Here is an 18,795-nt window from a genome sequence, read left to right as displayed (position 1 = left end):
ACCCGCAGGAGACGGACGTCGAACTCCCGAAGCGGCACTCCACACCGTGCACAGCAGGCGCTGGTTGAATAGCGGCATGGATCTGATCCGCCATCTCCGCTTCTTCGTCACCGTCGCGGAAGAAGGTCACTTCGGTCGCGCAGCAGCCGCCCTTGACATGACGCAACCTCCTTTGTCACAAGGACTTCGAAGGCTGGAGCAGCACATCGGCACCACTCTTGTGCACCGCACACAGCGGGGAGCCGTCCTGACCACTGCCGGCGCCGCACTGCTCCCCCGCGCACGGTTGCTCGTCGACGACTCCGAACGGTTCCTTGCCGAAGCCGAGCGCGTCTCTCGAACCCGCGGTGTCGTGCGCTGGGGCGCAACGGCCGCACTCCCCGATCGGAATATCACCGCCTGCGCCGCAGCGCTTCGCACCGAACCGGACGTGACGATCGCGACCGAGGTGGCTGCAACAACCGACCTGATCGCGGCCGTCCGCTCCGGCATGTGTGACCTCGCGGTCGTCGAACACCCTGCACTTCTCGACGGTATCGAGGCCGGACCGGTGACGAAGGTGCCTCGATGGGTGGTTGTCCCTGCCGGGCACCGCAGCGCCCGAGCGGAGCGGCCCCGCTTCCCGATGCTCTGCGACTTGTCGTTCGCGACACCCCCGCGAGCCGGAAACCCGGCGGGTTTCGATGCCACACAAGACATTCTGCGAGAGCGCGGACTCGATGTCGATCCGACGACCGTCCCTGACGACCGGACGATCCTCGCGGCGGTCGCAGCCGGAAGGCACTTCGGAATATCCACCGCACCACCGGGCTCGGCGCCCGGCGTCGCGTGGCTGACACTCGCTCCGGATGCCATTGCGCTGCGTGTGCGCATCGTGTGGCGCCCCGGTGCCGACGTCGACCGGCACGTCGCGGCGATCGATCGCGTGCTGTTCCGCGAGCGCGCGAAATGAGATCGGCTGCCGATCGGATCCGGGCCGTGTTCGCCGACGCCGGGTGCAGCGGCTGGTTGCACGCGCGCCGCTGCTCGACCGACGACATCACGTTGTCGGTGCACGGTGATGAGCGGGTGGTACTCGCCTCGGTCTACAAGCTTCCGCTGTTCCTCGCGTTCTGCGCAGAGGTGGACGCGGGCAGGATCGACCCGACGTCCGAACTGCGGATCGATCCGTACGAGTGCACACCGGGGTCGACCGGCATCGCGAGCATGCGTGATCCGGTGACCATGAGCAGACGCGATCTCGCCGCGTCGATGATGACCGTCTCCGACAATGCCGCTGCTGACGTGCTGCTCGGAGAGATCGGCACCGTCGCAGTGCACGACATGCTCGCCAGGCTCGGTCTAGAGCGCACGAACATCGTCGGCGGCACCGCCGATATGTACCGGCGGCTGGTCGAGGAGACCGACAGCCGCACCACTGTCGAAGCATTCAAGGCCCTCACCGACAACGACGCGGCGTGGTCGGTCTCCGCATACGATCCGGCGTTCACCAGCGCGACCACCGCCGAGGAGATGACCCGGCTGCTCGCCGCGGTGTGGGCAGGCGACGCGCTCTCCGCCGAGCAGACGAACTTCGTCCAGAACGTGATGCGCAACCAGATCTGGCCGCACCGCATCGCCGCGGCCTTCCCCTATCGCGGAGTATCGATTGCGGGTAAGACCGGCACGATCGGCGTCATCCGCAACGAGGTCGCGGTCGTCGAGTTCCCCGGTGAGCATCCGGTGGCGGTCGCGGTCTTCACGCGCGCCGCGCGGGCGGAGCCGGCACTACCGGTGGTGGATGCGGCGATCGGAGAGGCCGCACGGATCGCGGTCACCGAACTGCGGGCACCGAACATGTCGAGTGCGTAGTTCTCCTCGGCTTGAATCCTCCGGGCAGGTCGCGACAACAACTGCACACTCGAATCACGGTTGCAGCCGTTGCGTGTGCCACCTGCCATCAACGAGCCGGGACCGGACACGGTTGTGCATCCTGTTGGGCCTGCCCTGCCAGAACTCGACGAATTCCGGAGAAATGCGGAATCCTCCCCAGAAAGGAGGCACCGGAATGTCGTCGACACCGAACCTTTCGCCTGCCTCGACAAGTGCGTGGTCCAGGTCGGCGCGCGAGGCGACGGGCTGCGACTGATGCGATGCCCACGCTCCCAGCTGCGACCCGCGCGGCCGAGTCCGCCAGTAGGTTTCCGTCTCCTCGGCCGGGATTCGAGTGACCTGGCCTCGGATACCGATCTGCCGGTGCAGCGGTAACCACACGAAGGTTGCGGACGCGTAGGGCACAGCGTCGAGGTGACGTGCCTTGTCCGATCCGTAGTTGGTGAAGAAGGTGACGCCGTCGGCATCGATTCCTTTGCACAACACGGTCCGGGTCGCGGGATGACCGTGTTCGTCGACGGTGCCGAGAACGATGGCGTTCGGTTCGGGGGCACCTGCGGACACCGCGTCGGCCAGCCACCGTCGTGCCAGCGGAAACCAGCCGTCGGCGACGTCTTCCGGCTTCAGATCGACGTCCGGCGACACCGTTACCGGGGTCGCCGGGGTGTAGTCCACGCGCATGGACGCGAAGGGGTTCTGCGGATCGTGCTGCACGGATGTGGACGCTACTCCGAGATCGCCGTCTCTCGCCGGTCGGTGGATTCTGAGCGATCGCCCCAGCCGAGACGGACAGCAATACTGCGACCCGCCCACTCGAGTGCACCAAGGGGCCGGACGGCGATCTCGGCGATGTCGACGAGCGACTCGAGGCGGCCGGTGACCCTTTCGAGCCGACCGACGACGTCACTCATCTGGCTCACGGTCGCGTCGACCTGGTCGAGAGTTCTGTCGAAGCGGGCCAGCGTGACGCCGAGCCCGGCGATCGCGCCGTCCAGTCCGCTGATGGTGTGGTCCATGTTGCCGAGAGTTCGGTCCAGATCGCCGATGATCGTCTGCAGCTGGTCGACGGTCATGTCGGCGTTGAGCGCGGCCTGCGCGAGTTTGCGGAGGCGCTGTCGTTCGGGTTGCCGCTCCCCGTGCGGCGGGCTCGCGATGCTGCTCGGGACGTCCTTGATTTCCTGCTGCGAGTCGGCCATTCGCCGATTATCCACAGCGAGCACCTCCCGGAGGTCGAAGATGGACTGGGAGACTAGAGTCCTCTTCGACGACAGAGATGAGCTGCCGATCACAACACTGCGCACTCATTCCACCGGCAGTGCCGCCCGGACCGGGCCGCACGTGAACGAGGAGAGCCACACCGTCATGGCACCACACGCGTCCGTACCCGAGGATTTCGTCGCAGGACTCGAAGGCGTCGTCGCCTTCACCAGCGACATCGCCGAACCCGACAAAGACGGTGGCTCACTGCGATACCGCGGTGTCGACATCGAAGAGCTCGTCGGCAAGGGCGTCACCTTCGGGGACGTGTGGGCGCTGCTGGTCGACGGCGAGTTCGGACGCGGACTGCACCCCGCAGAACCGTTCCCCCTGCCGATCCACACCGGCGACGTGCGTGTCGACGTCCAGGCAGGCCTCGCGATGCTCGCACCCATCTGGGGCTTCTCACCCCTGCTCGACATCGACGACGAAACCGCGCGCGACAACCTCGCCCGGTCCGCGGTGATGGCCCTGTCCTACGTCGCCCAGTCCGCGCGCGGCATCTACCAGCCTGCCGTGCCCCAGAAACGGGTCGACGAGGCACAGACCGTCACCGAACGCTTCATGGTGCGCTGGAAGGGCGAGCCCGATCCCAAACACGTCGAGGCCATCGACGCCTATTGGGTCTCCGCCGCCGAGCACGGTATGAACGCCTCCACCTTCACCGCCCGTGTCATCGCCTCTACCGGCGCCGACGCCCCGGCCGCGCTGTCCGGCGCAGTGGGCGCGATGTCCGGTCCCCTCCACGGCGGGGCACCGGCGCGCGTGCTGCCGATGATCGAAGAGACCGAGCGCACCGGCGATCCACGCGCCATGGTCAAGGGCATCCTCGACCGCAAAGAGAAGCTCATGGGCTTCGGGCACCGCGTCTACCGCGCAGAAGACCCTCGTGCCCGCGTGCTGCGCGCCACCGCCAAGCGCCTCGACGCGCCGCGCTACGAGGCCGCCGCCGCACTCGAGCAGGCCGCCCTCGCCGAGCTGCGTGAACGCCGCCCGGACCGCGCGATCGAAACGAACGTCGAATTCTGGGCCGCGGTCATCCTCGACTTCGCGGAGGTTCCCGCCGCGATGATGCCCGCGATGTTCACCTGCGGTCGTACCGGCGGCTGGTGCGCACACATTCTCGAGCAGAAGAAACTCGGCAAGCTGGTGCGTCCTGCCGCGATCTACACGGGCCCCGACCCCCGCGCTGCCGCCACCGTCGCGGGATGGGATTCGATCACACATCGGTGATCGGCCACGCGAGGCGGTTTAGACTACTGCTGCACTTGTCCCTCGACGCTTAGGACACGCTTTCCGATGGCTGACGCTTCACCGATCATTCCCGCCGATCTCAAGCCCGCAGACGGCCGCTTCGGCTGCGGTCCCTCCAAGGTCCGCCCCGAGCAGCTGCAGTCGCTGGTCGACGTCGGCGCTTCGGTGTTCGGCACCAGTCACCGCCAGAAGCCTGTCAAGGACGTCGTGGCTCGTGTCCGCTCGGGGCTGCGCGATCTCTTCTCGCTGCCCGAGGGCTACGAGGTGGTCCTCGGTAATGGTGGCACCACTGCATTCTGGGATGCCGCAGCATTCGGCCTGGTCCGCGAACGTTCGCAGCACTTCACGTACGGCGAGTTCTCGTCGAAGTTCGCCACCGTCACGAAGAACAACCCGTTCATCGGCGACCCGGTCGTCGTGAGCGCCGATCCGGGTTCGGCTCCCGAAATCGTCGCCGACTCGTCGGTCGACCTCATCGGCTGGGCACACAACGAGACGTCCACGGGTGTTGCTGTGCCGGTGTCCCGTCCCGCGGGGTCCGGCAACTCGCTGATCGCGATCGACGCCACGTCGGGCGCGGGTGGACTTCCCGTGAACATCGCCGACACCGACGTCTACTACTTCGCGCCCCAGAAGTGTTTCGCGGCCGACGGCGGACTGTGGATCGCGCTGATGAGCCCGGCAGCGCTCGAGCGCGTCGCCGAGATCAAGGCATCGGGCCGGTTCACGCCGGAGTTCCTGTCGCTGCCGATCGCCGTCGACAACAGCAGCAAGGACCAGACCTACAACACGCCTGCGCTCGCAACGCTGCTGCTGTTCGCCGATCAGATCGAGTGGATGAACAGCAACGGTGGCCTGGACTGGACGGTCGCGCGCACCAAGGATTCGTCGTCGCGTCTGTACGAGTGGGCCGAGGGCTCCGAGTTCGCCACGCCTTTCGTCACCGATCCGGCTCTGCGGTCGCAGGTCGTCGGTACCATCGATTTCGCCGAGTCCGTCGATGCGGCGCAGGTCGCGAAGATCTTGCGGGCCAACGGGATCGTCGACACAGAGCCGTACCGCAAGCTGGGCCGGAACCAGCTGCGTGTCGGCATGTTCCCGGCGATCGACCCCGAAGACATCACGCAGCTGACCAAGAGCATCGACTGGGTCGTCTCCCAGCTCTGATCCCGATGTTGCGACCGCTGTCGCAGCATCGGGGCGAGGGCCGGACCCTGTGGGTCCGGCCCTCGCGCCTTTTCCAAAACCCTCAACCACACATCGAGACATAATCGGCAAACTCAGTACGATAACGCCTCCGACCGGAATTCCTGTGATCCGACCCGGCGTGGCGCGGCGTGTCCGCCTCCCGGATCGCGGACAACTCCGATAATCTCGGGCAAGTCGATCGCGAGCCGGCGCGAGGAGGTCAGTGTGCGAGAACTGAAGGTGGTGGGTCTCGAGCCGGATGCTAAGCATGTCGTGCTCGCGGATCCCACAACGGGGGACAAGTTCCGCATTCCAGTCGATGACACACTCCGCGCCGCATCACGCGGCGATCTCGCCCGGCTGGGACAGATCCAGATCGAAACCGCCAGCACCCTCCGCCCACGGGAGATCCAGGCCCGCATAAGGGCAGGCGCATCCGTCGAACAGGTCGCCGAGGAAGCAGGAATCCCGATCTCGAAGGTCGAGCGATTCGCTTACCCGGTGCTCCTCGAGCGTTCCCGTGCCGCCGACATGGCACAGCAGGGGCACCCGGTGCGCCCCGACGGTCCCGCCGTGCAAACGCTCCTCGAGATCGTCACACAGGCATTCCGCTCGCGGGGCCACAACCTCGACGAGGCGACGTGGGATGCGTGGCGCGACGACGACGGGCACTGGGTCGCTCAGCTCGAGTGGCAGGCCGGTCGCTCCACCAATGCGGCGCACTGGCGCTATCAGCCCGATGCACACGGCGGCACCATTTCGGCGCTCGACGACATCGCCGCCGACCTCGTCGACCCGGATTGCGGTCGCCCCTTGCGTTACCTGACGCCTGTGTACTCGTCCCGCGACATCGACGACACAGTGGAGTCGGAGACCGAGCGGTTCGTCGCCCCACCGGCCGACGCGGTCGTCATCGATCGACAGCCGGAGCCCGAAGAGCACGAGGTACCCGTCGTGGAGGCGGGCCGGTCGATGCCGACCGTCACCGAGCACGATACCGACACCCAGCGCGGCGCTGCCGTCTCGGCCAAGTCGGCAGCGAACCCGAGCAAGGACAAGCGCGGCAAGCCCGCACTTCCGTCCTGGGACGACGTACTACTCGGCGTCCGCAGCAACGGACGCGCCTGAGGGCCGACGCCGATGGCGGCGGTCGTGTCGACACTCTGGTACGTCGACGCCCCGGATCCGGCTGCGGTACTGCGTAATTCAACTCCCGACCGCGATACCGCGCATGCCCTGCTCACGCGCTTGCATCCCGATCGGCACGCCACTGCGGGCGGTCGCGCGACGCTCGCACAGGTCGCTGCAGGAAAAGGGCCGGACGATACGGAGTTCGACGACAACACAGTCTTCGTCGGCAGCTTCCCCGGTGTCACGGTGGTGTGCAGCCGCGAACTCATCCATCGTCGCCCGTCCGCGGTGGGTGCCAACTGGCTGCACACGCTCGCATCGGAGAGCACCTACCTGATCGTGTCCGACGCGGCCGGTGGGTGGGGCTCGTTCGCGGCATGGGAGCGCGGTACGCTCCGGCGCGCGTTCGGGGCCGGTGCCATCGAGTTCTACGAGGACGAGGGCATCCCCTTCTTATGGGAGCGTCCGTACTGGTCGGGCGAACACCCCATGCGGTGGCCTGCCGGCTCTGTTCCGCACCCCGAAGCACTGCCGTTCCATCCCCGGCGCCTTGTCGAAGCCGCCAATGCCGCATGGCTCGGATTCCGGTATGTCGGTCGCGCCGAGGACGAGCCCGAGCCGAGCGGTATCGAGGTATGGAGTTTCACCCTGCGCAGGCCAGGGGAACCCGCACCGCTTGCCGCACCGGCCGGACAACAGCCCACACGCTCCTGGTGGCGTCGCGCAGTAGGCCTGTAGGTCACCCCGCACTCATCCGAGCAGCAGCCCCCCCCACGCCACAGGCACTGCGGCAGCGATACCCCACGCCACCCACCGCCATACCTCTCGCTGTCGCCAAAGAAGAAAGGTCGGGAGGGCTCCCACGACAGCCACGACATTGACCAGTACCGCAACCGCGGGATGAATGTCTGCGAGCACGTCCCCGATCGCGATGAGGGTTACCGCGCTCATCGCGAAGACGAACACAGACAGCGGTAGCCCCGTCGACCACGGGGTCGGCGAGGGCACGGAAGTCATATTCACCGCGGAATCCGAACCCGTTCGTAGAACGCCATCGCCGCGGCCGTCGCGACATTGAGCGAATCGGTCCCCGGCGCCATCGGTATCCGGGCACGCACATCGGCGGCGCCCATCGCCTGCTCGGTCAAGCCGGGTCCTTCCGCGCCGAGCAGCAACGCAACCTTCTCCCCCGTCATCACCTCGGCGAGCGGCATCGCCTCCGGGTTCGGGGTCAGCGCGATCAGCTGGAAGCCGCAGTCACGCAGCGTATCGAGGTCGCTCGGCCATTGCTCGACGTGCGCGAACGGGACTCGCAGAACATGCCCCATCGACACGCGCACCGCGCGCCGGTACAACGGATCGGCGCAGCTCTTACCGAACAGCACAGCGTCGACACCGAGCCCTGCGGCATTGCGGAACATCGAGCCGATGTTCTCGTGATCGTTGACGCCTTCGAGTACCGCAACGGTGGTTGCCTTCTCGATCATTTCGACGACGTCGAGCGGTTCGGGCCGATACGCGACCCCGAGCACGCCGCGATTGAGGTGGAAACCGACCACCTCTGCCATGGTCGCCGCGTCGGTCCTGTAGAACGGCACGTCCACGTCGCACAGGTCGTCGGCGAGTTCACCGAGACGACGATCGACACCGAGCATGGCGTGCAACGGGAATCGGGAGTCGAGCATGCGCTGCACCACCAGCACACCCTCGGCGACCACCAAACCCTTGCGACCTGGAAGATCAGGACGCCGGTCGGAGGAGTTGAGATCGCGGAAATCGTCCAGCCTTGGATCGGCGGGATCGTCGATGTCGATGACGTGAACCACGACAACATTCTCCCAGTCGGAGACACGATCGCCGCATCGGACTCGACTAGTCTTCCTCGGACACCAATTCGGTCAGGATGCCCACCGCGTCGCGCAAGATCGCGATGCTGTCGTCATCGAGCTTCGTGAGGCGTTCGGTCAGCCACACTTCACGCGCCTGGTGCTCATCGGCGAGCAAGCTGTCTCCTGCAGAAGACAACTTGACGATGATCTGCCTGCCGTCGGTGGGATGCGGAGTGCGATCTACGAGGCCGAGTTCGTTCAGCGACGCGATCACACGGGTCATCGACGGCGGCTGCACCCGTTCGCGGGACGCGAGCACTCCAGGCGTCATCGCCCCCTCCGTCCGCAACGTCTGCATGGCCGACAACTGCGTCAGAGTGACTCGGGAATGGCTACGCTGTCCCCGCAGATGCCGCGTCAAACGCACCACAGCAAGCGCGAGGTCGCCTGCGAGTGCCCGTGTGTCCGAGATCATGGCGAGCACAATACGGGACAGATCGGGCCTTCGACCCGCCGCTGTGTCAGGTGAGCAATTCCGTGAGCGGGTCCACGGCGAAGTACAGCCCGAACAGTATCGCCACGATCCACAGCAGCGGATGAATGGTGCGCGCCTTGCCGCTCACCGCATGGAGGACGACCCAGGTGATGAAGCCGACGCCGATGCCGTTGGCGATCGAGTAGGTGAACGGCATCGCCATGATCGTCAGGAAGGCGGGGAGCGCGACGGCAAACTTCGTGAAGTCGATCTCCCGGACCTGACCGATCATGAGCGCACCGACGACGACGAGTGCGGGGGCCGCGGCCTCGATCGGCACAACCTCGTAGAGGGGGGTCAGGAACATCGCGAGCAGGAACATCAGGCCGGTGACGACATTGGCGAGGCCGGTACGGGCCCCTTCGGCAATGCCCGACGCGGACTCGACGAACACCGTGTTCGACGATGCGGAGGCTCCGCCACCGACGATGGCTCCGGCGCCTTCGACGACGAGGGCTTTGCCGATGCCCGGCAGATTACCGTCCTTGTCGGTGAGGTTGCCTTCCTTGCCCAGGCCCGTCATGGTGCCCATCGCGTCGAAGAAGTTGGCGAGCACGAGGGTGAACACGAGCAACGACGCGGCGATCACGCCGATACGGGTGAACGCGCCGAACAGATTCACGTCGCCGACCAAGGACAGGTCGGGGAGGCCGATGAAGGAATCGGGTGCTGCGGGAAGACCGAGGTTCCAGCCCTTCGGGTTGGTGCCCTGCGACGGTCCGACCTCCGCGATGGCCTCGACGATCATCGCGAGGATCGTGGTGGTGACGATGCCGATGAGCAGGCCGCCCCGCACCTTCCGCACCACGAGGACACCCATGAGCAGCACACCCACGATGAAAACGAAGGTCGGCCACGACGCGATGGAACCGTCGATACCCAGTCCGACGGGGACCGTGGTCCCTGCCGCGTCGGGGATGCGCCGCACGAACCCGGCGTCGACCATCCCGATGAAAGCAATGAAGGCGCCGATACCGGCGGCGATCGCCGCCTTGAGTTCCTTCGGGATCGCGTTGAACACGGCGGTGCGGAAACCGGTGAGGGCGAGCACCACGATGATGATGCCGTCGATGACGACCAGGCCCATCGCTTCGGGCCATGTCACCTGAGGGGCGATCGTGACAGCGAGCAGGCTGTTGATGCCCAGGCCTGCGGCGATCGCGAACGGATAGTTGGCGACGACACCGAAGATGATGCTCATCAGACCGGCAACGAGGGCGGTGACCGCGGCAACCTGGTTGACCGGCAGGATGTTGCCGAGGACGTCGACCTTCGCGGTCGCATCGTCGGCGGAGAAACTGCCGAGAATCAAGGGGTTGAGCACCACGATGTACGACATCGCGAAGAACGTGACGAGTCCACCACGTACCTCCCGCGAGACCGTCGAACCTCGTTCGGTGATCTTGAAGTACGTGTCCAGGAATGATGATTTCTTGGAATCGGTGCCTACGGCCATGTCCACTTTTTCCGCTCGTCGAGTACGGTGCGTCGCAACGGGTGAAGATTATTGCAGCGTTGAGGATCTAATCTGCAATTCGTGAGAGATTCAGAAATCATCGCCGGACGGATCCGCGCCATCGCCGACCCCCGGCCCGCACTCGTGATCGGAACGGGGCTCTGGGTGATCGCCACGGTCGCGGTCCTGATCGCCGGCGAGCGCTGGTCGGCTGCACTTCCCGTCTGTATCGCCGGAATCATCGTGGGGCTCTTGGGAACTGGCCTGTTCCTCGTTCAACGCTCGGCGTCGCGTCGCGGTCGGCGGGGTGCGCAGGTAGGTCTCGAGTGAGACCGCCGAGGTCTCGACGTCCCGGGCTAGCCGCGTAGCCGCTTGCCCTGCACCCACGTGAGCAACCACACCCACAGTAACGCCCAGCCGAAGCCGAGAATCCACCCGGCGAGGACATCGGTCAACCAGTGCACCGCGAGGTACACACGGCTCAGCCCCACCAGCACGGTGTAGGTACCGAGACCGGCGATCGCGACCGTTCTCCGGCCATCGCCACGGGGCCAGGCCCGCATCGCGACGACCGCAAGGGTCGTCGCAAGCACCGCGCTCATCATCGCGTGTCCCGATGGAAACGACCACGTGGCAAGGTCCAGCAGTCGTTCGGGTTCGTCCGGACGCGCCCGGACCGCCAGATTCTTGATCGCCGTCATCAAGGGCCATGCCGTGGCCACCGCTCCCCCGACGAGCAACGCGTCTGCCGGCCTCGAGATCCGTAAGAGCAGCAGCACCGCAGTCGTGGCTATCACCAGGTTCGCGATCCCGCCGCCGGCGTGAGTGACCAGAGTGAGCGCCGTAGTGAGCTCCGGACTGCGAATGCCGACAACCCAGTCGAGTGTCGCCTCGTCGATGTTCACGTGCTGTCGATGCTCACGAGCTACGGGACAACCCGGCGAGGGCCGCCGGCAGGCCGAGACGTGTGCAGTGGACGGTACCGGAGACGTCGACCCACCACGGCACCGCACGCTCGCCGGTGATCGCGCCGGTACAGCGCACCGTGAGCTGTTCGTGTACCACCAGTGGCGTCGTCGGTATCGGCAGGCCCGACGCCACCGAGGCGAGCACCGCATCCGGTTCACGCCGCCACGTCGTGGCCTCTCCCGGCGCCGTCGGTTCGCCGGACATCACGGCCGACGCTGCAGCGATGTCGAGAAACTCGGCGAGCGGGGCCGCGGCAGCGTGGTCGACCACGATCAGCCGATCGGCCGGAATCGCCGAAGCGAACCACGGCTGGTCGGCCACGAGAGCATCTGCGGCATCGACGACGGAGCCCGCGAGGCTACGGACCCCGGCGGGCAGGATCACGCCGTCGAGTTCGGCGGTGCCCGCGGCGTAGGACTGCGCGAGCGCGGTGTGCGCAGCCACGACAGCGGCGGGGTCCGGACGCCGCCCCGGATCGGCGAGCCGATCGAGGAGTATCTCGACGAGGTCGGGATCGTCGATCCCGGTTCCGGCCAGGCACGTACGGAATGCTCCCGCGTCGGGATGCGTGCACGGATCGAGCAGACCTTCGAAGACCGCGTCGTCCACGTACCGTAGATGGCCGAGCGGCTGATCGTCCAGGACCGCGTAATTGCGTAGCCACCACGCGGTGTAGCCGTCACGATCGGTGAGTGTCGCCGCGGTGCCGGGCTCGGCAGCCAGCAGCGAGAGCGCCCGCTCCCAGCGGGTCTCGTCGACGAGGTCGAGATCGCGCACCGCTACCAGCGTGTCGGGATCGGTATCGATCGTCTGCCACCAGAGGTCCTCGTCGGGCAGGTCGTGGTCGGGTCCGGTCGGCAGGTCGGCGCGCAACACGGTGAATCCCCACCCGACGCCGATCGCCCGCAGCGCGTCAGCGCCGTACTTCTCGACCTGATCCGCGTCGATCGTGCCGAACGGCGAATCCTCGACGAGAACCTCCGCGAGAGGTGCATCCGGAAGAAGCAGCTCATCAGCGGGGGCGAGTTCACCGTCCTCGCCGGGCAACAACAGCCTCCCGAGGTCGCGGGGCACGGCCCCGGCGGGGACCCTCGCGACGAGCGTCAACACGACGGCGGCGAGGTCCTCGGCCGCTCGGTCGTCGGGATCGTGGTACACATCGTCGATGGCTGCGGCGAGCGCCGGATCGCCGAGCAGATCCTCTGCTGTGGCGACGCCCGCGCCGAGCCGGGTCAGCAGCGGGTGCGCCGCATCGGGGTGTACGAGCCTCACCCACGGAAATGCGACGGAGCCGAGGTCGTGCAGGACGACGGTCCGAGGCCCGGTCACGGTCCGTCCATCGGACAGCGGCACCGGAAGGGCCGCGAGCTCCTCGGCTGCGACGGCGTCGACGACCAGGGGTGCCAGCGCCTCGTACAACCTGTTCCACCAGGCCGGCTCCCGCGACTGCCCGGCAAGTAGATCGGCGACTCGCGCAAGACCGATGCGGTGCACGTCGAGCGCAGCAAGCGCCGCCGCGTGTCGAGGTGAGCACAACGCCGGAGAGATCAGTCCCGGGACGACCTCGTCGAGTGCCTCGGCAAGAGCGTCGTCGAGTCCGGTCAGTGCGGTCGCGCGGTCGGGTGCGAGATCGTCGCCCCCGCGTGCGGCGGGCAACCACCTGGTGCGACGAAGCTCGTCGAACAGTGCCTCACGGATGCGTCCGTCGACCTCGCTGCGCGCGAAACCCGGTGTGGGCACCGCAGCGAGTCGCTGATCGCCGGGCAGTGCCGCGACGAAATCTGCGTAGCCCGAGACAAGCTGTTCCACCGGAGCGCCGGGCAGAACCCGCCGACGGTCGGGCTGCATCGGAACGTCGGCGACGACAAGGGCGGGTAACGACAGTTCCTCGTCCGACCGGGTGGGTGCGCGGAGCACGTCGTCGCCGACCGGCCGGACCACGCCGTCGACGACGGGCATGAGCCATCGGGCCGAAGCTCCACGATGCTCCCACCAGCAGTGATCGCCGATGCGTAGTTCCCGCAGACCGGACTCGAGAACACGTTCGGTGCGGACGAACTCGTCGTCGTCGACGACGATCGTCTGCAGTGCGGGCAGTTCGAGCAACAGATCCATCGCCTCGCGGCGGAAGTCGCCGAGCAGCGTTTCGACGTCGATTCCGGAACGGACGTCGAGCACCACTTCGGTGTCACTTCCCGCGGCCGGTGCGGTCGTGCTGGGCCACACCAGACGCAGGGTCGGCACGCTGCGGCCGGACACGGCCAATCCGTGTTCGGTCAGCAAGTCACGGGTCTGCGCGGCGGAGAACCTGACGGACCCGGTGTGAGACCGCACCTCGACCTCATCGGAAATTGCGAGTACCGCGGTGAATCCGACGCCGAATCGCCCCACACCGCCACTCTTGCTCGACGCTCGCAAGGCGGTCAGTGCCTGGACACCGGCTTCGTCGAGGGGCGCTCCGGTGTTCGCGATGTGCAGGCAGGTTCCGACCCGCCGAACTCGCAGGGTGCCCGGAATTCCGGCACGACTTGCAGCGTCGGCAGCGTTCTGGGCCAGCTCGGTCAGGACCCGGTCGCGGTATCCGCCGCGGACGAGATCCGCTTCGGTGGCGATGTCCTCTCGTAAGCGTGTCGGCGATGACCGCCACGCGGTCACGAGACCATCGCGCAGCGCCGCGGTGCCGAACGGATCCGCGGTGTCGGAGGCGTGCACGTCAGTCGATCTGTTCCGACTGCGCGTTCTCGGTGACGGCTGGGTCGGCGGTGGGCTCTGCAGCGGCACCGGGAAGTTCGACCACCTCCACCGCTCCGTCGTCGTACGCGTCGAACTTCGGCGACCCCGCGCCGGTGGGCAGAGTGGTATCGGAGTGAGCGCCGCAACCGAATTCGGCGTGCACCACATGACCGTCGGCGGCGAGTTCGTTTCCGCACACACCGAACGCTGCCCGCAGCGACCCCGCGAGCGGCAGGTAGAACCCACACAGCATGCACGTCGACGGTGCGGCCTTCGCCATCTCCGAGCGGGGGCCGTATTCACCGTCGAACCAGCGCTCTGCTGCGGCGAGCCGGCCTTCGAGACTCATCACCTGTTTGCGGCCGAGCCCGATTTCACCGGCGGTCTCGTCGACGTCGGGATCACCGGAAGCGGTGTAGCCGGGAACGAGCCGCTCGTCGTCCGGCGCAGGGGCCAGCAGGTCGCCGGGGCCCAGGTCGCCGGGGCGGATGCGTTCGTTCCACGGCACCCATGCGGGCGCAACCAGCGATTCGGGGCCCGGAAGCAATACGAGTTCACTGACGGTGACGTGATCGGATTCGGGCGCCGCGGCCACCACGACGGCCCACTGCCAGCCGTGGTACCCGGCCAGATCGGCTGCGAAGCGGTGGGTGGCTGCGCATTCGTCCTCGGAGGTGACGCCCAGATAGGCGCCGACCACGCCCTCTCCGACCTCGCTCAGGGCAGCCCGAGCGACCTCGACGGCCTCCGCGAGCACCGATCGGACGGCCGGATCCACCGAAGGAACCGTTCCGGGGGCAACGGCAGAAGATGCAACGCTCACGGGCACCATTGTGCCGGACCGATGCCCCGGCATGGTGCCCGGCCACGAGAAGACACATGAGACCGCTGAGAAGAAGCAGGAGAGAACACCGGGAAAATGAACCCCATGACGCGTCGACCGGCTACCTTCGTGCTCGCACTCGTCCTCCTGACCGCGGGATGCAGCGACACCGTCGTCGACGAAACCGGGCCACCCGTAGATCGACTACGCGTCGAGGTCGTTGCGGAGCATCCACACGATCCGGCGGCATTCACCCAGGGCCTCGAACTGGACGGCGGTGAATTGTTCGAGGGCACCGGGCGTGAGGGGACGTCATGGCTGTCGGCCCGCCCACTCGACTCACCCACCGAACGCATCCGGGTGCCACTTCCCGACGACATGTTCGGGGAAGGCATCACCGTCACCGACACGGCGGTGTGGCAGCTCACGTGGAAGGACGGTGTGGCGTTCGTCCGCGACCGCGACACTCTGACCGAGCAGCAACGCATCGACTACGACGGTGAGGGCTGGGGTCTGTGCGACCAACCCCTTCGACTCGTGATGAGTGACGGCTCCGCAGACCTGACGTTCCGAGACCGGGACACGTTTGCCGAACTGGGACGGGTGACGGTACATCGCGACGGCCGTGCGGTGTCGAACCTGAACGAACTCGAATGCACCGACGACGGCGCCGTCTACGCGAACGTGTGGAAGACCGAGGAGATCGTGCGGATCGATCCCGATTCCGGGCGGGTCGAGGCAACGATCGACGCGTCTGCCCTGCGCAACCGACTCGACGAAGCCGATCGAGACAATGTGGACGTCTTGAACGGGATCGCCCACATCCCCGGTACGGACCGATTCCTGGTGACAGGCAAGTTGTGGCCGACGCTGTTCGAAGTCCGGTTCGTCCCATGAGGGTGGCACGCGCAGCCCGCACGTCCGGGCATTGCGAGCGACGCGACAACCGGCCCGACTGCACAACAGGTGCGCGGTGGTGAAGAATCGAAGAGTGACCGAACGGGAAGAGCGACCTGCCGACAAGGCGGATGATCGTGCCCCGGGCTCTCGGCATCCGGGGTACAGCAACTATCCGCCTCCGCGCCGCACTTCTGCGCGCCGCACACCGTTGCCGCCATTGCATCCGATAGACGAGTCGTACCGCTCGGGCCCCGAAGACACCGACAAGCGCGCGGCGGGGCGAGGCACCGGACCGTCGAAGGACTCCTCGGACACGAAGGACGACCGCGCGGATGACACCAGTGGGCCCCGCGCACCGAGGATGCCCCGCAAACTCACCGTGACGCGCGTTGCTGCGTTCCGAAGCCGAGAGCTCACGAACAAAGGAATCGCCACGTTCCGTCGGGCCGCAACCGCCGACGGCGCCGACAAGTCGGGCCTGACGGCACTGATGTACGCGACCATGGCGAACTTCGCAGCCGACGCCGCGATGGCAGTGGCGTTGGCGAACACACTGTTCTTCTCGGCCGCGACCGGTGAGGACAAGACGAAGGTCGCGTTGTATCTGCTCATCACGATCGCACCATTCGCCGTCATCGCCCCGCTGATCGGTCCGCTCCTGGACCGGCTTCAGCACGGTCGTCGCGTGGCGCTGGCGACGTCGTTCGGGTTGCGGACCGTTCTCGCGATCGTCTTGATCTTCAATTTCGACAGCTGGGCATTGTATCCCGCCGCGCTGGCAATGATGGTGCTCAGCAAATCGTTCGCGGTGCTCAAATCCGCGGTCACGCCGCGCGTACTGCCACCCGAGATAGACCTGGTGCGTGTCAATTCCAGACTCACCGTGTTCGGCTTGGTCGGAGGCACCCTCGGCGCCGGAGCAATTGCCGGTGCAGCGGCGTGGGCATTCGATTCGGCGGGCGCACTGTGGCTGTGTGCCGCGATCACCGTTCTCGGCGCGTACCTGAGCATGCGGATACCGGCCTGGGTCGAAGTCACCGAGGGTGAGGTACCCGCGACATTGTCGTACCGCGGGTCCGAGGCCCGCACCGAGGTGCTCGATACCAAGACCGAGGTGCTCTCCCCCGGCGGCAAGAACAGGCAGCCGCTCGGCCGTACGGTCGTCACGGGGTTGTGGGGCAACGGCACCATCCGTGTGCTCACCGGCTTCCTCACCCTGTTCATCGCCTTCGTAGCGAAGAGCACCACCGAACAATCACCGCTCATGCAGGCTGCGATGCTCGGTCTCGTCGGCGCTGCTGCCGCGATCGGGAACTTCGCGGGGAATGCGACCGGCGCACGGATGGCGTTGGGCCGTCCGGCCCTGATCGTTGTGCGCTGCGTGGCCGCAGCAGTCGTCGTGGCGGCGATCGTCGCTGCAACGGACCACGTGCTCGCCGCTGCCCTGGCCGCGCTGGTCGCCGCCTGCGCCAGCGCCCTCGCGAAGGTCTCGCTCGACGCCTCGCTGCAACAGGACCTGCCCGAGGAGTCCATTGCGTCCGGATTCGGCCGGTCCGAGACCGTCCTGCAGCTGAGCTGGGTGCTGGGCGGCGCCATGGGAGTTCTGCTTCCCACCGAGTTGTGGATCGGATTCTCGGTCGTGACGGTGGTGCTGGTTCTCGGTTTCACGCAGACCCTGCTCACCTACCGTGGAAAGACGTTGCTGCCCGGCCTGGGCGGCAGGAGGCCCGAGCACGCCTCCACCGAATCTGCCGACGAGCGTCGAGTACGCACGGATGGGCAGCCGACACGAAATGGGAGCCGATGAATCTGCAAGCCCGGACGAAGAAGGCGATCGCGCTGATCGCGGTAGTCCTGGTGGTGGTCGCCGTGGGTATCGGCGCGGTGGTGTGGAGACTCGTCGACTCGGCCGAGCCGCGACTGCCCGAGATCACAGCCTTCGGAGACGGAAACTCGGTCACGGTCCCTCCGACACAGCACTGCAACATCAATCTCGAGGACTGCGTCGAGAATCCGATCACGCAGCTCCCCGTTCGCGCCGGATTCCCGCTTCAGCTGTCGCTGCCGTCGGAGATCTCCGGTGCGCCGTGGCGTCTGATCGCCGTGTACGGCGATCTCCAGACGGGCGAGACGTTCCTCGACGGCATCATGGTCGAGCCGGGACAGCAGCGCGCGATCACTGTGCCGAGCGACCCGACTCTGCAGTTGCTCGGCGTGGAAGTCCAGCTGCCCTCCGCTGTGGTCGACGAAGCCGGCGAGCCGATCGCTCACGCCGTGTGGGCTGTCCAGACGTTCTGACGCGGCCCGGCCGAGGTCACTCCTCGGTCCGGTGAAGACCGAATGCCGTATCCGATTCGTTCGGATACGGCATTCGGCGTTTCTGTCCTCGTGGTCCGTTCAGTGATCGAGCTCGCGGGCGATGGCTCGCATGACCTCGGAGATCCGCTGTCCAGCCTTGCGGTCCGGGTAGCGCCCACGCTGTAGGTCGGGCTGGACCGCGACTTCGAGAAGCTTGATCATGTCCTCGACCATGCCGTGCAGCTCGTCGGGCGAGCGTCGCTCACGCGCCGGTGCCTCGCGCCGTCCGGCCTGTTGCCGCAACGACGGCTTCTCGAGCAATTCGACCTTGAGCGCCTGGGGTCCGCGACGACCGACGGCCATTCCGAATTCGACGCGTTGGCCCGCTTTGAGGCTCTCGACACCCTCGGGGAGCGCCGACGCGCGAACATAGACGTCCTCGCCTTCATCCTGAGACAGGAAGCCGAAGCCCTTCTCGACGTCGTACCATTTCACCTTGCCGGTCGGCACCGCGCTCACCTGCTCCTGGACGGCCGTGCCCGAGGGCACG

Annotated in this window: 20 protein-coding genes; 10 read left to right on the top strand and 10 right to left on the bottom strand. The window is 66.8% G+C overall.

Features of this window, described 5'->3' with window-relative positions; all coding sequences use genetic code 11:
- Positions 1–76: 76 nt before the first annotated feature.
- Positions 77–952, top strand: coding sequence for a LysR family transcriptional regulator (locus ACSYG9_RS14955; RefSeq protein ID WP_454838896.1), 876 nt, complete (start codon positions 77–79; stop codon positions 950–952).
- On the top strand, positions 949–1,851 hold the full coding sequence (locus ACSYG9_RS14950; protein WP_440123392.1) for a serine hydrolase: 903 nt from the start codon (positions 949–951) through the stop codon (positions 1,849–1,851). The genes ACSYG9_RS14955 and ACSYG9_RS14950 overlap by 4 nt, the downstream gene beginning before the upstream one ends.
- 54 nt (positions 1,852–1,905) lie before the next feature.
- On the opposite strand, the gene pdxH is transcribed toward ACSYG9_RS14950, so the two are convergent.
- Entirely contained in the window at positions 1,906–2,553 is a 648-nt protein-coding gene (pdxH, locus tag ACSYG9_RS14945) for a pyridoxamine 5'-phosphate oxidase (RefSeq protein WP_454842963.1), read from the bottom strand.
- A 44-nt stretch (positions 2,554–2,597) separates the two neighbouring features.
- On the bottom strand, positions 2,598–3,068 hold the full coding sequence (locus ACSYG9_RS14940) for a hypothetical protein (protein WP_440123391.1): 471 nt from the start codon (positions 3,066–3,068) through the stop codon (positions 2,598–2,600).
- 166 nt (positions 3,069–3,234) lie between these two features.
- Between ACSYG9_RS14940 and ACSYG9_RS14935 the strand changes: the two genes are divergently transcribed.
- The 4 genes from ACSYG9_RS14935 to ACSYG9_RS14920 all read left to right on the top strand — a co-directional run bounded on the left by ACSYG9_RS14935 (position 3,235) and on the right by ACSYG9_RS14920 (position 7,440).
- Positions 3,235–4,362, top strand: coding sequence for a citrate synthase 2 (locus ACSYG9_RS14935; RefSeq protein WP_440127669.1), 1,128 nt, complete (start codon positions 3,235–3,237; stop codon positions 4,360–4,362).
- Between the two features lie 66 nt (positions 4,363–4,428).
- On the top strand, positions 4,429–5,550 hold the full coding sequence (gene serC / locus ACSYG9_RS14930; protein ID WP_440123390.1) for a phosphoserine transaminase: 1,122 nt from the start codon (positions 4,429–4,431) through the stop codon (positions 5,548–5,550).
- A gap of 246 nt (positions 5,551–5,796) precedes the next feature.
- The gene (sepH, locus tag ACSYG9_RS14925) at positions 5,797–6,699 is read left to right on the top strand and encodes a septation protein SepH (protein WP_440123389.1); all 903 of its coding nucleotides are present in this window, start codon (positions 5,797–5,799) and stop codon (positions 6,697–6,699) included.
- 24 nt (positions 6,700–6,723) lie between these two features.
- Positions 6,724–7,440: a DUF6928 family protein gene (locus ACSYG9_RS14920; RefSeq protein ID WP_454838894.1), complete on the top strand. Its 717-nt coding sequence runs from the start codon at positions 6,724–6,726 to the stop codon at positions 7,438–7,440.
- A gap of 12 nt (positions 7,441–7,452) precedes the next feature.
- Here the strand turns inward: ACSYG9_RS14920 and ACSYG9_RS14915 are convergent, their stop codons facing one another.
- The 4 genes from ACSYG9_RS14915 to ACSYG9_RS14900 are packed head-to-tail and all read right to left on the bottom strand — an operon-like array spanning position 7,453 to position 10,522.
- The gene (locus tag ACSYG9_RS14915; RefSeq protein WP_454838892.1) at positions 7,453–7,710 is read right to left on the bottom strand and encodes a DUF2537 domain-containing protein; all 258 of its coding nucleotides are present in this window, start codon (positions 7,708–7,710) and stop codon (positions 7,453–7,455) included.
- 11 nt (positions 7,711–7,721) lie between these two features.
- Positions 7,722–8,528: a TrmH family RNA methyltransferase gene (locus ACSYG9_RS14910; RefSeq protein WP_440123386.1), complete on the bottom strand. Its 807-nt coding sequence runs from the start codon at positions 8,526–8,528 to the stop codon at positions 7,722–7,724.
- A gap of 46 nt (positions 8,529–8,574) precedes the next feature.
- Positions 8,575–9,006, bottom strand: coding sequence for a MarR family winged helix-turn-helix transcriptional regulator (locus ACSYG9_RS14905; RefSeq protein WP_454838890.1), 432 nt, complete (start codon positions 9,004–9,006; stop codon positions 8,575–8,577).
- Between the two features lie 46 nt (positions 9,007–9,052).
- Positions 9,053–10,522 carry a solute carrier family 23 protein gene (locus tag ACSYG9_RS14900; protein ID WP_440123384.1) on the bottom strand — a complete coding sequence of 490 codons (1,470 nt, stop codon included), beginning with the start codon at positions 10,520–10,522 and terminating at the stop codon, positions 9,053–9,055.
- An 81-nt stretch (positions 10,523–10,603) separates the two neighbouring features.
- On the opposite strand from ACSYG9_RS14900, the gene ACSYG9_RS14895 reads away from it, so the two are divergent.
- Positions 10,604–10,852 (top strand): DUF2530 domain-containing protein, encoded by a 249-nt coding sequence (locus ACSYG9_RS14895; RefSeq protein WP_454838889.1) that lies wholly within the window; start codon positions 10,604–10,606, stop codon positions 10,850–10,852.
- Positions 10,853–10,878: 26 nt separating this feature from the next.
- On the opposite strand, the gene ACSYG9_RS14890 is transcribed toward ACSYG9_RS14895, so the two are convergent.
- Genes ACSYG9_RS14890 through ACSYG9_RS14880 form a run of 3 tightly spaced genes read right to left on the bottom strand, consistent with a single transcriptional unit; the run spans position 10,879 to position 15,056 of the window.
- Complete coding sequence (locus ACSYG9_RS14890; protein ID WP_454838888.1) at positions 10,879–11,427, bottom strand: phosphatase PAP2 family protein; 549 nt, start codon at positions 11,425–11,427, stop codon at positions 10,879–10,881.
- Positions 11,428–11,440: 13 nt separating this feature from the next.
- On the bottom strand, positions 11,441–14,203 hold the full coding sequence (locus ACSYG9_RS14885; RefSeq protein WP_454838886.1) for a sacsin N-terminal ATP-binding-like domain-containing protein: 2,763 nt from the start codon (positions 14,201–14,203) through the stop codon (positions 11,441–11,443).
- Position 14,204: 1 nt separating this feature from the next.
- Positions 14,205–15,056, bottom strand: coding sequence for a DUF3027 domain-containing protein (locus ACSYG9_RS14880; RefSeq protein WP_454838885.1), 852 nt, complete (start codon positions 15,054–15,056; stop codon positions 14,205–14,207).
- A 96-nt stretch (positions 15,057–15,152) separates the two neighbouring features.
- On the opposite strand from ACSYG9_RS14880, the gene ACSYG9_RS14875 reads away from it, so the two are divergent.
- The 3 genes from ACSYG9_RS14875 (at position 15,153) to ACSYG9_RS14865 (ending at position 18,245) form a co-directional block, all read left to right on the top strand.
- Positions 15,153–15,944, top strand: a complete 792-nt coding sequence (locus ACSYG9_RS14875; protein WP_440123379.1) for a glutaminyl-peptide cyclotransferase — start codon at positions 15,153–15,155, stop codon at positions 15,942–15,944.
- A 94-nt stretch (positions 15,945–16,038) separates the two neighbouring features.
- The gene (locus ACSYG9_RS14870; RefSeq protein WP_440123378.1) at positions 16,039–17,754 is read left to right on the top strand and encodes an MFS transporter; all 1,716 of its coding nucleotides are present in this window, start codon (positions 16,039–16,041) and stop codon (positions 17,752–17,754) included.
- On the top strand, positions 17,751–18,245 hold the full coding sequence (locus tag ACSYG9_RS14865; RefSeq protein ID WP_440123377.1) for a DUF2771 domain-containing protein: 495 nt from the start codon (positions 17,751–17,753) through the stop codon (positions 18,243–18,245). The genes ACSYG9_RS14870 and ACSYG9_RS14865 overlap by 4 nt, the downstream gene beginning before the upstream one ends.
- Before the next feature lie 99 nt (positions 18,246–18,344).
- Here the strand turns inward: ACSYG9_RS14865 and ACSYG9_RS14860 are convergent, their stop codons facing one another.
- Positions 18,345–18,755, bottom strand: a complete 411-nt coding sequence (locus ACSYG9_RS14860) for a cold-shock protein (RefSeq protein WP_308198756.1) — start codon at positions 18,753–18,755, stop codon at positions 18,345–18,347.
- Positions 18,756–18,795 lie beyond the last annotated feature (40 nt).

This window comes from Rhodococcus sp. SJ-2 (genome assembly GCF_053750035.1).
The sequence above is the reverse complement of the archived record's forward strand: the minus strand, read 5'-3'. Positions and strand labels throughout refer to the sequence as shown.